The following is a 15,940-nucleotide window of genomic DNA, read 5'->3' as shown; positions in this document are numbered from 1 at the left end:
ATGCAGATACACCGAATGTAGCTATCACAGATAGTTGCAATATATAATGAAGCAGTGTAAAGCTGCAAAAAAGGTTAAGGAGGAAAAGTGATGGGAACTAAAATCAAAGTAACACCGTCTGAAATGACGAGGGCAGCAGGCGAGATCGAGACTCTGACAACAAATTACAGGACAACTTATGAGAATCTGTGCCGCCAGCTGAAAGATCTGTCTGTAAATTGGACAGGTGACGACAACAGGAATTTTACATCAAAGATCGAGGATTTTCAGCCATACTTCAAGAAAATGGAAAATCTGATGACAGATTATGTGCAGTTCCTCAGACGTTCTGCCCAGACATATACAGAGACACAGACAGACATCTCCAAGAAGGCTTCTTCTTTGGCAGATTCAATCAGTTAGGAGGGAATAAAAATGGCAGGATCATTGACAATTACAACAGATGAGCTGAGAACAGCGTCTAAAAATGTGACAGATTTAAACGGCCAGCTGAGTGAGAGGCTGGAAGATATAAGAAGGAAACTGAATTCACTGAAGAACACCTGGGAGAGCGAGGGAGCTGATGAGGTGATGCAGCAGTTCAACAACCTGAATCCTAAATTTGACCAGTATAAAAGGATAGTGGACAGCTACGCGGACTTTCTTATGAAGACGGCAGAGCAGTACGAAGTGACAGAGAGTACGGTCAAGAAGAACGCCGGGACTCTGGAGTTTAAATAACAGTTTAAGAAAACGCACGGCAGCGGCAATTTACACAAGCGGGCATTTCGCAGGATGCACATATTTGCATGTGCGTTTGGCGGATGACGCGGGGGAGCTTTGAATTGCTTCCTGCCGTGCCATAGGATAAAGGGAAGGGAGGGACTTGTTGTGAAAAGAAGGATATTATCCTTTATGCTGGCAGCAGTCCTGCTTATAACGGGACTTGCCGGCTGCGGAGGAAAAAAGGGAAACGTTGGTGCGGTATCCAGAGGTGAATGGCTGAGAATGCTCACCCTGGAATTTGGTATGTATACATATGATACAGAGGAACCTTATTACAGCGATGTGGATGAGGAGGATGAGTATTTTGCACCGGTACAGATAGCAGGAGACTGGGGAATACTTGACGGCGAGGGGAAATTTGAAGCCGGTAAAGATGCCACGAAAGGTTTTATTGCGGAGACGCTGGCAGACACAATGGGTCTGGACGGCAAAGCAGGAACGTCGGTTAAAGTGGAAGGCGGCTATGATGAGAATAAGATCGGGCTGCTGGCAGATAAGAACATCATCAATGTGAAAAATGGCAAATTTGATTCAGGAAAGACCATGGACAGGGAAGAGTGCAGTGAGCTGCTTGTAAAGGCATATCAGGTCTGGTGTAAAAAGAGCTTCCCGAATAAGTATGCAAATGTAGAGATAAAAGCAGGAGTCCAGGATCTCAGGGAAGAGAAGGAGCTTGAATATAAAGAAGAGCCTGTGGAGGATGCAGATATTGAAGGGCAGGAGGACGAAGAACGCGGAGTCGGAGAGTTGGAAAATGCACAGTCACCGGATGCCGGAGACGGCCAGGGTCAGACATCTGCAGGCCGTCAGAGTTCGGACGGGCCAGGCGCTGCACCGGACGGCGGCCAGGAAAACAGCGGAGGCCAGGGACAGAACAATGACAGCCAGGAAAACAGCGGAGGCCAGGAGCAAAACGGAGGCGGCCAGGTGCAGAACAGCGGCAGCCAGGGTCAGGACAGCGCCGGACAGAGCGGGAGCAGTACAGGGGGCACGAACGGGCAGGTGACAAAGGTGACGGTCCCTGATTCTGTAGGGGCGGAGCTGACACCTGGTTCAGTATTCATACTTCCTGCGAATGAAGAAAATCCGGACGGCGTGGCATATAAGGTCAAAAGCGTGGAGAAGACAGAAGGCGGCAGTACGATTATTTATGCGGAAACGCCAAATTTGGAAGATTTATTTGAAAAAATAGAGCTTCAGGGCGATTATACGCCTGACTATGATAATGTCCAGGTAGAAGAAGGCGTCACGTTCACAATAGAGAGCGGCATGGCATCTCAGCCGGGATATGTAAATACTTCAGCGGAAAATACATCCCAATGGCCGGATACTCCCGCACAGTACGCAGATCTGATTAAAAAGACCCTGGAAAACCAGGACATGGAGCAGGGAAGAACTGAAGGAAGCTCCATAGAAGAAAATGAGGAAGGCGGATATGCCCCGCTTGTTTACTATGAGGGCATGGAAAGCTTTGACCAGGCTGCTACGAAAGATCTGGGTGATGCCATTAATTTTGAGTGGGATAATGGAAAAGGAATGACCTACCAGTTTAAAGTAGGGGATATCAGCCTCTCATCAGATATAGATATCCAGTGCATTCCGATGAATGTAAAAAGAGCGTATCTCCGGCTGGATTATAAGATCATCAATCAGCTTAATTATAAGACTCACTCGGACAATCAGCTTGGAAAAGCAGATGCCATGACTGAGGAGAAAAAGCTGGGAACCATTGAAATACCTATCCAGCTGGGGTTCAAAGTGACTGTGGATGTGGTCGGCAGGATAACTATAGACGGAGAGCTGGAGGTCAGTCTGAATTGTACAGGAGCCTGCGGCCTGGAAATCATCAACAATCATGTGAGGGCTATTAAGGACTTTACTTATAAGCCTACTGTCAGGGCGGAGGCGACTGTGAAGCTTACAGGAGACCTGTCTGTGAACCTGGAGCATTCATTGTTAAAGCACAAAGGGAAATGCCTGCGTATATTGGGGGCAGGTGCACAGATAGGACCAACGGTTAACGTAAATGCCGACTTTGTAAAGAACTGCTTTGATATGAAAGGATACATTGAAGGGAGCATCTATGTGCTGTCTGAGGTTAGGATCGGAAATCTGCAGCTGAACTGGAATCAGGCATTTTGGACGGAGAGCAATACACCGTACAAGATTACGGCACATATGGAGGATTGGAAGCTGGTGCCGAAGTGTACAAGAGACGGGTTGGAAACAGAAAAGAAAGAGGAGGAAGCGCCTTTGGTATCAGATCCGCTCCCTGATGAGGGGGATAATGGAAACAACGGAGGAGATGAAGGAAGAGATAAAAACCAGTCAGGGGATAACGGAGAAGATATTGTGCTTTCTTCCTATAATATCTTTCTTTCTCCTGGGCAGACTGATAAAATAAAGCTGAGCATACAGGATGCCAGGTTTGAATCTGAGAATACAAAGATAGCTTCTGTTGGCTTGAACGGAGTAGTGACAGGGGTGGCTGAGGGCAGTACTATAATCAATATTTATGATAAAGACGGCAGTCTGGCTGCCAGTATTGCAGTACAGGTCGATTGATATGCCGGTAAGCCAGGCGCAGCTATGGGAACATAAAGAAAGCGGCAAAATAGCAGGAGGTTGATTATGTTTTGTAAAAAATGCGGCACACCGAATGAAGATGGTGCCAGATTCTGCCGTAAATGCGGCGAACCGCTTGGCGGGGATGAGAAGCAGGGAGGCCCCCAGGGTACTGACAGGCAGAGCGGACGATATGAGCCGGGGCCTGCGGGCGGGCAGAGAAACGGCCAGGGGCCTGCGCCCGGACGGCGTGATGGCTATGAGCAGAGGACGGGAAATGGCCGCGGTGACGGCTATGAGCAGAGAGCGGGAACCGGCCGTGGTGGCGGCTATGAGCAGAGACCAGGAACCGGCCCCAGTAACGGTTATGAGCAGAGGCCGGGAACCGGGCGCAGTGACGGTTATGAGCAAAGACCGGGAACCGGCCGTGGTGACGGTTATGAGCAGAGACCGGGAACCGGGCGCAGAGGCGGCTATGAGCAGGGAGCGGGAACTGGCCGCCGGAATGGCTTGGGCCAGGGGCCGGCTCTGGGCAGGAATAACAGATATGAGCCGGAAGCGGCTCCCAAGGCCCAGGACGAAGAAAAGGCACGCATCAGGAAACGACTGATAGCCGCCATATGCACAGTGGGAGTACTTCTGCTTATATGCGCAGGGACAGGTATCTTTTTTCTGGTGAGCGGAAATTCTGCACAGGCAGAAAAGAAGTTCCAGGATAAAATCACCAGCGGTGACAAATATGTGGAAGAACTGGATTACACCAACGCGATCGATGCATTTCAGAATGCAATAGAAATCGAGCCCAAGAAAATAGAAGGATATGAGAAGCTGGCCGATGTTTATATGAAACAGGAAGAATATGAGAAAGCGGAAGAAACACTCATAAAAGGAATTCAGACTATCCAGGGAAGCACTGTGCTTCAGGAAAAACTGGAGGAAGTGTATGAGCATATAGAACCAGCAGATCCGGATCTGGTGCTGCCTACGGAGGCGCCAAAGGAAGATCCCGGAGCAGGTGCGCAGCCGCAGAAGGTGCCTGAGGAGCCACCGGCGGCATCTGAATTACAGCAGGCAGCAGAAGAGACTCAGACAGGGTCCGGGACTTCTGAAACACCGGAAGAACCCAAGACAGAATCGGAAACGCCCGGACTGGCAGGGGAAATGAAGGTACCGGATGAGATAGAAACTGAAACAGAGACAGAAACAGCCAATAGTGAGGACTCGTCTGAGACAGAATCTGAAACTGCGGCAAACGAACCGGAAGGCGCTGACGTTCCGGCAGAGCCTGTACCTGAGAATCCTACAGAAGAAGAGGTGAGAGCGGCATACCAGGAATATATCAGGACAATGCTTGCATCAGATGTGAAGCTGGTAAGTTCTGAAGATATCACATATACATGGGGCGGAAATGCAAAGCCTCCTGTAGAAGAGGCTGGCGGGCTGATCTCTGCTTATGAAGCTGATCTGGACGGAGATGGGATATTAGAAATGCTGACAGTGTCTTACACCTATGCAGAGAACGGTCTGGGTGATAAGATGCCTGCCACAGTAGTTGAACTTTATGCGTTAGAAAACGGCGCCGTAACAGATAAGGGGACTGTTGTCAAGTCTCTGGAGGCCGGAAGCCTGAGCAGATTTGAAGAAAAAGTAAAAATATTTATAAAGGATACTGAAGGTAAAAAGTATATTTGCTTTTATGGCAGTGCCATGAGCACAATGCTGGCTAATGGGCCTCAGCTGAGTTACAGTATCTGGACATATGAAGGGAAAGAAATAAAAAATGAATGTGATTTTAATTTCATTTATAACAGATCAGATTTTCCGGCAGATGTAAAAGAAAAACTTAATTCTCTGGGACTGCCGGAGCATATCGGTGAAATACTGCCCCAGAATGGTCTTGTAATGATCACGGAACTGTATTCCCTGGCAGAAAGTACGGACCAGGCAGGAGCTGAAGTGCCGGCAACGGCTACATTTACAGATTATACAGATCTGAAGACAGCGCTGGGAAACGGTCAGACAGAGAGTGGTGAACAGACAGAGAGCCAGCCGGAAGGACAGACAGAGGATCCTTCAAAGGGGCAGACAGAAGAAGGAACTGATGCGGATAATGGTATAGAAGGCACCACAGAAGTGCCGGGCACTGATGGACAGCCGGGGAGCGAGCCTTTAGCTGAGGGAGAGACTGGACAGGAAGCGGCAGAAGGCTCTGCAGACACGGATGCAGCAGCCGAGACACAGATAACTGCGGAGATACCCCAGACAGAAGCTCCTGTTCCGGAGCCGGAAAATGTAGTATATGAAGCACTGGAATTTACCCAGATCCAGGAATATAACGGAAACGTGTATACCGTATTTTCTGATGGGCCTGATGGGTGGTTTTCTACAAGTAATGATGCCGGCGGCAATTATTTAGATAAGCTGGCAGTATATAATGATTATATCTATGTGATCAGGATGTACGGCACCGGGGCAATGAACGGGACATTAGAGCGGAGCAGGCTGGATGGTTCAGAGACTACAGTGCTGGCAGACAATATATATGGCTGGGGAAGAGTATGGATCATAGGTGACTGGCTGTATTATGCCACCAGCACGGCTGAGGAAGTCAATTCGGAACTGATGAGAATAAATCTGTCAGACACATCGGTTATAGAACAGCTGCCGTGCAGGCCGTATAACCTGGTGACAGATGGGAGCTATATCTACTTTAATTACTCATGGGAAAGCAGCGTGGGAAATAAAAGCAGTCTGGACGGAAGCGTAATCACGGAATTGACATTCCCGCTGCCCTTGGATACAGTTTATAATAATGGAAGATTCTATTACTGTGAAAACCAGGCAGTCAGCTCAATGAATACAGACGGAAGTGATTACAGGCTGGAAGTGAGCGGACAGCAGCTGAACAGCATGAAGATTTATGAGGGAACCATCTATTATGTAGATACAGAGCAGGTTTACAGGAAGACTATTGACACCTCTGATGGAGGTGTACAGCTGAGTCAGCTCCCGGAAGGGCTGCACGCTAAGGATGTACTGGCAGGTGCGGGAGACAGTATTTATGTCCGCTGCTATATGGACGATGTTTATAAGCAGGCCCATCCGGAAATACCTGATCAGCTATTCAATATGGTAATGTGCCGTATTCCGGCTGCAGGCGGGGAGGCCGAAGCTGTAGGATACTGGTTCCAGAGCTGAGATATATAATTGGAACGGAATAAGGAAGGAGCAGTGGAATGAGGTGTAAGAATTGCGGAAAGGATAATATTCCAGGCGCCAGATTCTGTGAGAAGTGCGGGAAAAGGCTGGACCAGGAAGAAACACGGTTTGTACCTGAGCCGGGGCCCGGCAAGGGCGGCCCGGGAGAAGATGCGGTGCGGAAACGTCTGATAGCAGCCATCTGCAGCGTAAGCGCTCTGCTGCTGATCTGTGTTTGTGTAGCTGTATTTTTCCTGTTGGGTTCAAATGAGAGTGAGGCGGCAAAAGCCTTCAATGAAAAGATTCAGGCAGGAGATAAATATGTAGAGAGCATGGAATATGACAGCGCTGTAGATGCCTTCCGTGCGGCGATCGATATTGAACCTAAAAAGGAAGAAGGCTATGAAAAGCTGGCCGAAGTCTACATAAAGCAGGGAGAATACCAGGAGGCAGAAGAAACACTGAAAGAAGGCCTTCAGACTATCCAGGGCAGCACAGTCCTGCAGGAAAAGCTGGAAGAGGTATACCAGTATATAGAGCCTTCAGACAGTAATGAAGGGCAGCCGTCCGAGCAGCCCGGAACTGAGAAAACCAACGGGACAGCGTCGGCGGTTGAACCATCAACAGAGAGGCCTGCGGCAGTTGTAACAGAGTCAGTGGTGCCGGAAACAGAAGCGGTGACAGAAGCCCCGCCGACAGAGGCGCCTGTAACAGAGACGCCCATAACAGAGCAAGTGCCGATGGAAACAGAAGCGGTGACAGAAGCCCCGCCGACGGAGCCCCCTGTAACGGAGCCCCCAATAACAGAGACGCCAATAACAGAGGCGGTGACAGAAGCCCTGCCGACGGAGGCGCCTGTAACGGAGTCCCCCACAACGGAACCAGTGGTGCCGGAAACAGAGGCAGTGACAGAAGCCCCGCCGACGGAGGCGCCTGCAACAGAGACACCAATAACAGAGCCAGTGGTGCCGGAAACAGAAGCGGTGACAGAAGCCCTGCCGACAGAGGCGCCTGTAACGGAGTCCCCCACAACGGAACCAGTGGTGCCGGAAACAGAAGCGGTGACAGAGGCTCCGCTAACGGAGACAGCTGTAACAGAAGCACCTGTTCAGCCAGACATTGAGGATACTGAACAGAGTGAGAATGCTTCACCGTATCCGTCATTGGAACGGAATGTACCGGCTATTCTGGAATTAATGCAGATGTATTATCAGGCGCTAACAAGTAAAGATATAGAACAGCTGAAAATATATGTAGAAAATTTCAATGAGGAAAACCAGCAGATAATCATAGATAGTATGGCTGTTGAAAGTTACGAAAATATTGTGACATATTCCCGGAAAGGTCTGACAGATGGAAGCTTTGTAGTCTATGCAAATTATAGCGGAAAAGTATACGGTATTGATACATTAGTGCCGAGCCTGACTGTATTCTATGTAAAGACTGATGAGAGCGGAGTCCTTTATATTGCAGACCGAAATGCAGATCAGGAGGCTAAAGAATTTTTAGAGGAGGCGATTAAGGAAGATGATGCAGTGGCTTTAACTGCAGATATAAAAAAGGAATATGATGCTGCTGTGGCATCTGACCCAGTATTGAAGGAATTTATGGAAGGGCTGTCAGAGGTTCCGGCTACAGAAGCACCGCCGTCAGAAACAGAGGCCCCACCAGCGGAAACACCTCCGGCAGAAACAGAGGCTCCAATAACGGAAGCTCCTTCAGCTGTAACAGAGGCCCCAATAACAGAAGCGCCGCCGTCAGAAACAGAGGCCCCAACGGCAGAAACAGAGGCGCCGATAACGGAAGCACCTTCAGCTGCAACAGAGGCCCCAATAACAGAGGCGCCCCCGGCAGAAACAGAAGCCCCGCCTGCGGAAATACCTCCGGCAGAAACAGAGGTTCCGACTACAGATACACCTCCGGCAGAAACAGAAGCGCTGATAACGGAAGCACCTCCGGCAGTGACAGAGGCGCCGATAACGGAAGCACCTCCGGAGGCAGCAGAGACTCCGGCAACAGAAGCACCGCCTGCGGAGACAGTCCCGCCGGAGACACAGGCACCTGCGGAGTCTGAGAGTGAACTGCCTCTTCCATCACCAAATGTGACGCCGGAAGAAGCGGAGACTGTATATACAGGGTATCTGGCAGATGTATTGATACCGGAGCGCGGGCTGACGGATACAGAAGAATTTGTATACAACCGGGAAGAAGACAATTTTGAACTGTTCAGACAGAAGGAAGGAATTCTTTCGGCGTTAGTTAAAGATCTGGATGGAGACGGTATACCTGAAATGATCTTAGTGTCCCTGGGAGAGATGGATGCGGGAGATGGCATAATATCTCAGTGCTTACAGACGGAGCTGTACCGGATAGAAGATAAGCAGGTCAAAAAGGCTGGGGATATCTGCCGGATGAATAGGCCCGGAAGCATGAGAGGGTATGAAGAGGAGATTGAAATAGGTATAATAGAAAAGGCTGGACGTTATTATATCGGTATCAGTGGAATCCTCATAGATAATCCGGAAGATATAGCTGAAACAGCAGTTCTGAAGGTTTATTCTTATGAAAAAGGACAGATCATTTCAGTGCTGGATCAGGAATTTTACGGCAGTGAGGAAGAAGTAGATAATGAAGCGAGAAACCAGCTGGATATAATAGGAATAGGGGAACTGGACGATCAGGATAGCTTTACCATGGTGTCAGCAGTGAGAGTAGAAGAGGAAAAATCATTTTCTTCAAGAGCGGTTTTTATAGACTATACAAGCCTCCGCGATCTTTTAGGCTTCACGACAGGTCAGGAGACAGAGGCTCCGGTCACGGAAACGGCACCGCCGGAAACGGAAGCTCAGGCTGCAGAAGAGCCGTCTCAGGAGACAGAAGCTCCGGCTGAGGAAGCAGTTTGGCCTGAGACAGAGGCCTCGGTAACAGAAGGCCTGGCAGAAGAACAAGAGCCTCCGGCAACGGAGGCACCGGTTACGGAAGCAGCGCCGCCTGTTGAAGGAGGTCCGGCAGAGGAAGCAGCGCCGCCGGCTGCAGAAACCCCGGCAGAAGAACCACTGCAGGAGACAGAGGCTCCGGTCACGGAAACAGCGCCGCCGGCTACAGAAGCCCCTCCGGCAGAAGAGCCTCCGGTTACAGAGGCCCCGGCTACAGAAGCAGTTCCAGCAGAAGAAGAACCGCCTGTTACGGAGTCATCAGTTACAGAGGCTCCGGCCACAGAGGATGTCCCCATTGAAACGGAACCGCCAATACCGGAGGAGACAGAGCCTGTAACTGAAGAACAGCAGGCGGCAAGCTTCCAGGAAGCATTTGTATACGAATCTGTGGCTTTTGCCCAGGTTCAGGAAGCTGATGGAAGAATATACTCATCGTATCTGGATACAAGTGAGAGCGCTCAGCATGTGGGGGATTCAGGCAGGTCATACCTTGCGGTCTATGGAGGATGGCTGTATACCATGCAGGGAGCTTTTGAGGGGCCGCAGTCTGTTGCAGTGGAGAGGAGCAGGCAGGATGGTTCAGAGAGGACAGTTCTTGTTGAAGGAGCTTCTAACCAGGTCATTCCATATATCATCAATGGCTGGCTGTATTATGAGTCTGCCGCAGGTGAGGGAGCAGGCAGCCTGGTGAGGATCAATCTGGAGAATCCAGTGGAATCTGAGACTCTGCAGGGAATGACAATGGTTATAGGTGCAGACTCAGATTACATTTACTGCACAGGTGCAGAGGGTATTCTCAGGATGCGTCCTGACGGCAGTGATACCCAAGTCATAGGAGCTGTAAATACCCAGAAGATCCGGATGTCAGGGAATAAGCTGTATTATACTGATGAAAACGGGATAGCCTGGCTGGATAAATCAGGCGGTGAAGCTGTCCGTGTACTTGACGGCGGTCTCGTTGCTGATTTTACAGTGGTAAACAGTATGCTGTACTATATCAGGGATGGAAGGGCGTATTTGCAGGCAGTGTCAGAGGATGCGGCTGTCCAGGCAGAATTGACTGCCGGGGGAAGTGCAGAGGCTCCGGCTTTCCCGGCGGGAATGTATGCAGAGAGTTTTCTTGGCAGCGCTGGCGGATATGTATATTTGACAGCATCTGTTGACGGAACATATCTGCAGGAGCATCCTGAGGTCACAGATCCCCAGATAAACAGGGCTGTCTGCAGACTGGATCTTGCAGGAACCGCTAATGAGATTTGTGGATATTTTATTTTGTAAGCAGTATTAATAAGATACATTTTTGAGACGGCACAAGCCGCGCTTAGAAAATTAAAGGCCTCTTTGCAATTGTGAGGGGCCTTTAGTTTACAGGCCAGGCTTGTGTTGTTTTTATTGTTAGCCATAGATCATGCCGATACAAAGAGATTTAATTTGCATGGCCTTTCCTGCCGTGATAAAATATATCCAATGGATAAACAGGTTACAGGAGTATATGTGTGGGAAGGAGATGGAGAATCATGTCTGCATTTTCAGAGTGCCTGAAAAAGGCGGTGTCAAAAGCAAATATCAGCATTGTCAGGCTGTCGGCCTTAAGCGGTGTGGAGCGCAGTTACATCCAGAAAATGCTTGGAGATAACAGGATCCCTGCTGAAGAGAGGACTGTGTCGCTGCTGGCTCAGGGTCTTTCCTTAAGCAGCAGGGAAGAGAATGATATGCTTGAGGCGTACAGGATGACAAAGCTGGGGGCAGAGGTCTATTACCAGCGGCAGGATATAGGAGAGCTTCTGAGATGTTTTGATGAGAGGACAGAATGCCGGCAGCCTCTTGTTGTCAGTGAGGGAAATGTTAAGCTTGAACTGCCCGGGAATATCAATGTGATACGCCAAAGAGCTCATGTGCTTGAAGCTGTGAGGGCATTATTCAGCCAGGAGGCAGACCGGGAAGGGGATATATGCATAGTGTGCCAGCCGGAGAATGAAGATATGCTTTACTGCCTGGAAAAGCTGGGAAAGAGTAAGGAATCAGGGGCTGTCCGCCATCTGATCTGCCTTGATAATACAGGCTGCAAGTGGGATTACCACAATCCTAACCTGCGGTATCTGAAGAATATCCTGCCCCTGCTGTATTATCATGATAATTATGAATTCTTTTATTATTATGATTCTTTGGGGGCGCATATAAATGAGCATAGTGAGCTGCCTTATTATATTATAACATCCCACTATCTGTGCCTGATGTCGTATGACTATGAGGAGGCGGTTCTGACTGCAGATGCCGGTATGATGGACATGTACAGCCGGAGCTTTGAGAGAAGGCTGAAGATGGCAAGGCCCATGCTGGAGAGTATGGATGTGATGGAAAACTATATGGCGGCCTATATTTCTAATGAAAAGATACAAAATGGGAATGGGGAGGTCTTCAATATGGAAGCCATTCCCTGCCTGATGCCTTTTATGACAAAAGAAATACTGGAGCGGTGTATCATCACAGACGTGATCTCTATGGAGGAAGCCATGGGGCTTCTGGATATGGACCAGCACAGCCTGGAAAAGCTGAACCAGCAGAAGAGTATGTCTTTCTTTTTCTCTGAGGAAGGCGTACAGCAGTTTCTGGAGGAAGGCAGGGTGGGAACAGTGCCCAGCAGCATTTACAGGCCCCTGGAGCCGGAAGACAGGGTTTGGCTGCTGGAAAGGCTGTATCAGGCGCTGGAGGAAGAAAGTATCACTGGATATATGGTCAGGTCACAGCTGCTCTCCCCCCTTTACCACACACATATTGAGATAACAGACAGGGGGCAGACCCTCTTTTTTATACAGAACGGTGAGGGAAAGAGCAAATGCATCTCTCTGAATGAAAAGAATACAAGCAACGCCTTCTATGACTATATGGAGTTTTTGAAAACCAGCGATTTTGTGTATGAAAGGACTAAAATGCTGGATTGTTTGAGCGGGTTGCTCAAAAAATGTAAAATTAAAACATGACTGTTTACATGTGACCCGTTATATTCTATAATGTCTAATAGAAATTATGCGGGGACTGTTCATTGGACAGCCATATTCTGCAAATCAATGAGAAACCGAGGTAAGAACATGAAGAGAAACGATATCCACAAAGTACTGATAATTGGGTCAGGTCCTATTATCATCGGTCAGGCATGTGAGTTTGACTATTCAGGGACTCAGGCCTGCAAAGCTTTGAGAAAACTGGGGTATGAGATTGTACTTGTTAATTCTAATCCGGCAACGATAATGACCGATCCGGAGACAGCAGATGTGACTTACATCGAGCCGCTAAATGTAGAGAGGCTGACACAGATCATAGAAAAAGAACGTCCGGATGCCCTGCTTCCGAACCTGGGCGGACAGTCAGGACTGAACCTGTGCTCTGAGCTGGCAGCAGCGGGAGTGCTGGAGAAGTATAATGTCCAGGTCATCGGTGTCCAGGTAGATGCAATTGAGCGCGGTGAGGACAGGATCGAATTTAAGAAGACCATGGAGAGCTTAGGCATCGAGATGGCTAAGAGTGAAGTTGCCTACACTGTGGAGGAAGCTCTGGAAATCGCTGATAAACTGGGATATCCGGTAGTGCTGCGTCCGGCTTATACCATGGGTGGTGCAGGCGGCGGCCTCGTGTACAATACAGAAGAATTGAAGACAGTATGTGCCAGAGGACTTCAGGCCAGCCTTGTAGGCCAGGTGCTCGTAGAAGAATCCATCCTGGGCTGGGAAGAATTAGAGCTGGAAGTTGTCAGAGATGCTAAAAATAATATGATCACTGTCTGCTTCATCGAAAATATCGATCCCCTGGGCGTACATACCGGTGATTCCTTCTGTTCAGCTCCTATGCTGACTATCTCTGAAGAAGTGCAGAAGAGGCTGCAGGAGCAGGCTTATAAGATTGTAGAATCCATCGAAGTTATCGGCGGCACGAATGTGCAGTTTGCTCATGACCCTGTATCAGACAGGATTATTGTTATTGAGATCAATCCGAGGACTTCACGTTCTTCAGCGCTGGCTTCCAAGGCTACAGGCTTCCCCATAGCCCTCGTATCTGCCATGCTGGCATGCGGGCTGACTCTTGATGAGCTTCCCTGCGGCAAATATGGAACACTTGATAAATATGTGCCGGGCGGGGATTATATTGTTATTAAATTTGCCCGCTGGGCTTTTGAAAAATTCAAAGGCGTGGAAGACAAGCTGGGAACTCAGATGAGGGCTGTCGGCGAAGTCATGAGTATTGGAAAGACATATAAAGAAGCTTTCCAGAAAGCGATCCGCAGCCTTGAAACAGGACGCTATGGCTTGGGCGGCGCTAAGGATTTCGCTTCAAAGACAAAGAAAGAGCTGCTGAAGATGCTCTCTGTGCCTACAAGCGAGAGGCAGTTCATTATGTACGAAGCGCTGCGCAAGGGAGCTACCGTAGATGAACTGTTTGAACTGACAAAGATCAAGCATTACTTTATCACCCAGATGAAGGAGCTTGTAGAAGAGGAAGAGCAGCTGAAAGCAGCAGCCGGAAGTGTTCCTTCTGCTGATGTACTGCGCCAGGCGAAGCTGGACGGTTTCTCAGACAAATATCTCAGCCAGATCCTGAATGTGAAAGAAGAAGACATCCGCAGCGCCAGGAAAGAGGCAGGCATCAATGAGGCCTGGGAGGGCGTTCATGTAAGCGGCACAGAGGACAGCGCATATTACTACTCAAGCTATCACATTGAGGACAAGAGCCCGGTAAATAACGAACGTCCAAAGATCATGATCCTGGGCGGCGGACCAAACCGTATCGGTCAGGGTATTGAATTCGACTATTGCTGTGTACATGCTGCACTTGCGCTGAAGGATCTTGGATTTGAGACAATTATTGTCAACTGTAATCCTGAGACGGTATCTACAGATTACGATACCTCTGATAAACTGTATTTTGAGCCTCTTACACTGGAGGATGTACTTGCAATCTATGAAAAAGAGAAGCCGCTGGGTGTTATTGCTCAGTTCGGCGGACAGACTCCGCTGAATCTGGCAGCAGACTTAAAGAAGAATGGAGTCAAGATCCTGGGAACTACTCCTGAGACAATCGACCTGGCAGAGGACCGTGACCTCTTCAGGGCTATGATGGATAAGCTGGAGATCCCGATGCCAGAATCAGGGATGGCTGTAAATACGGAGGAAGCTCTGGAGATCGCTAATAAGATCGGATATCCTGTTATGGTGCGTCCGTCATATGTATTGGGCGGAAGAGGGATGGAAGTGGTCCATGACGATGAGGCTTTGAAATTCTATATGAGCCTGGCTGTGGGTGTCACACCAGACCGTCCTATCCTGATCGACCGTTTCCTGCACCATGCTACTGAATGCGAGGCAGATGCCATCAGCGATGGTGAAAATGTATTTGTTCCGGCTGTAATGGAGCATATTGAGCTGGCAGGCGTGCATTCAGGAGACTCCGCATGTATACTGCCGTCAAAACATCTGAGCGAAGAACAGATTGCGACGATCAAAGATTATACTGCCAGGATCGCCAAGGAAATGAATGTAGTAGGACTTATGAATATGCAGTACGCTATCGAGGACGGCAGGGTATATGTGCTGGAGGCAAACCCGAGAGCATCCAGGACAGTGCCGCTTGTATCCAAGGTCTGCAATATTAAGATGGTGCGTCTGGCTACAGATATTATGACCTCCCATCTGACAGGAAGACCGTCACCTGTGACTTCATTAAAGGATAAGAAATTCTCACATTATGGAGTGAAAGAAGCTGTGTTCCCGTTCAATATGTTCCCTGAGGTAGATCCGCTTCTGGGGCCGGAAATGCGTTCCACAGGAGAAGTACTGGGAATCTCACAGAATTTCGGGTCGGCATTCTATAAAGCCCAGGAGGCAACTCAGAGCAGGATCCCTCTGGAGGGATGTGCACTGATCAGCGTCAGCGATATGGATAAGCCGGAGCTTCTGGAAGTGGCTCAGGGCCTGCATGACTGCGGCTTTAAGCTGATGGCAACCGGCAGCACATACGACAGGATCGTGGAAGCGGGACTTCCGGCAGAAAAGATCGCCAAGATCAATGAGGGACGTCCTAATATTCTGGATGCCATTACAAATAAGAAGATCCAGCTGATCGTGAACACTCCTATCGGAAAGAAGGGTGCAACAGATGACAGCTACATCCGTAAAGCTGCCATCAAGAACAAGATATTCTATTTGACAACAATGGCTGCAGCAAAGGCAACTGTCCAGGGTATCAAGGCTGCACAGGGACATCAGATAAAGGTGAAGTCACTTCAGGAGTTCCATGCCAGCATTGAAGAGTAGAAATGTGTAAGTATTATTGAAAAAATGCTTGACAATATGCAGGATTATATGCTATATTGCTTTAGGAACTGCCGAAGACAGTAGGTGCCGCAAGGCATAAGGTTAAAACGCCTACCGAGGAGTAAAGAATTCGATTTAGAATGATTTATTTTGCCTCTCTGTCTCAGACAG

Annotated in this window: 7 protein-coding genes and 1 other annotated feature (1 of these 8 only partly in view); all 7 genes read left to right on the top strand. The window is 49.0% G+C overall.

All coding sequences use genetic code 11. The features are described 5' to 3' along the window. Positions 1-90: 90 nt before the first annotated feature. The 7 genes from NSB28_RS10830 to carB all read left to right on the top strand — a co-directional run bounded on the left by NSB28_RS10830 (position 91) and on the right by carB (position 15,769). Positions 91-402 carry a WXG100 family type VII secretion target gene (locus NSB28_RS10830; RefSeq protein WP_109625242.1) on the top strand — a complete coding sequence of 104 codons (312 nt, stop codon included), beginning with the start codon at positions 91-93 and terminating at the stop codon, positions 400-402. 12 nt (positions 403-414) lie between these two features. Continuing rightward, positions 415-720: a pore-forming ESAT-6 family protein gene (locus NSB28_RS10825; RefSeq protein ID WP_109625241.1), complete on the top strand. Its 306-nt coding sequence runs from the start codon at positions 415-417 to the stop codon at positions 718-720. Between the two features lie 150 nt (positions 721-870). After that, positions 871-3,330, top strand: coding sequence for an Ig-like domain-containing protein (locus NSB28_RS10820; protein ID WP_109625240.1), 2,460 nt, complete (start codon positions 871-873; stop codon positions 3,328-3,330). A gap of 66 nt (positions 3,331-3,396) precedes the next feature. Continuing rightward, positions 3,397-6,528: a zinc-ribbon domain-containing protein gene (locus tag NSB28_RS10815; protein ID WP_109625239.1), complete on the top strand. Its 3,132-nt coding sequence runs from the start codon at positions 3,397-3,399 to the stop codon at positions 6,526-6,528. Positions 6,529-6,566: 38 nt separating this feature from the next. Beyond that, on the top strand, positions 6,567-10,742 hold the full coding sequence (locus NSB28_RS10810; protein ID WP_109625238.1) for a DUF5050 domain-containing protein: 4,176 nt from the start codon (positions 6,567-6,569) through the stop codon (positions 10,740-10,742). A 218-nt stretch (positions 10,743-10,960) separates the two neighbouring features. After that, positions 10,961-12,445: a hypothetical protein gene (locus NSB28_RS10805; RefSeq protein ID WP_257497518.1), complete on the top strand. Its 1,485-nt coding sequence runs from the start codon at positions 10,961-10,963 to the stop codon at positions 12,443-12,445. Between the two features lie 108 nt (positions 12,446-12,553). Then, entirely contained in the window at positions 12,554-15,769 is a 3,216-nt protein-coding gene (carB, locus tag NSB28_RS10800) for a carbamoyl-phosphate synthase large subunit (protein ID WP_109625236.1), read from the top strand. A gap of 53 nt (positions 15,770-15,822) precedes the next feature. Beyond that, positions 15,823-15,940, top strand: a sequence feature (ribosomal protein L10 leader region) (it continues 21 nt past the right edge of the window).

It is taken from the genome of Murimonas intestini (genome assembly GCF_024622195.1).
Lineage (GTDB): Bacteria > Bacillota > Clostridia > Lachnospirales > Lachnospiraceae > Murimonas > Murimonas intestini.
The sequence above is the reverse complement of the archived record's forward strand: the minus strand, read 5'-3'. Positions and strand labels throughout refer to the sequence as shown.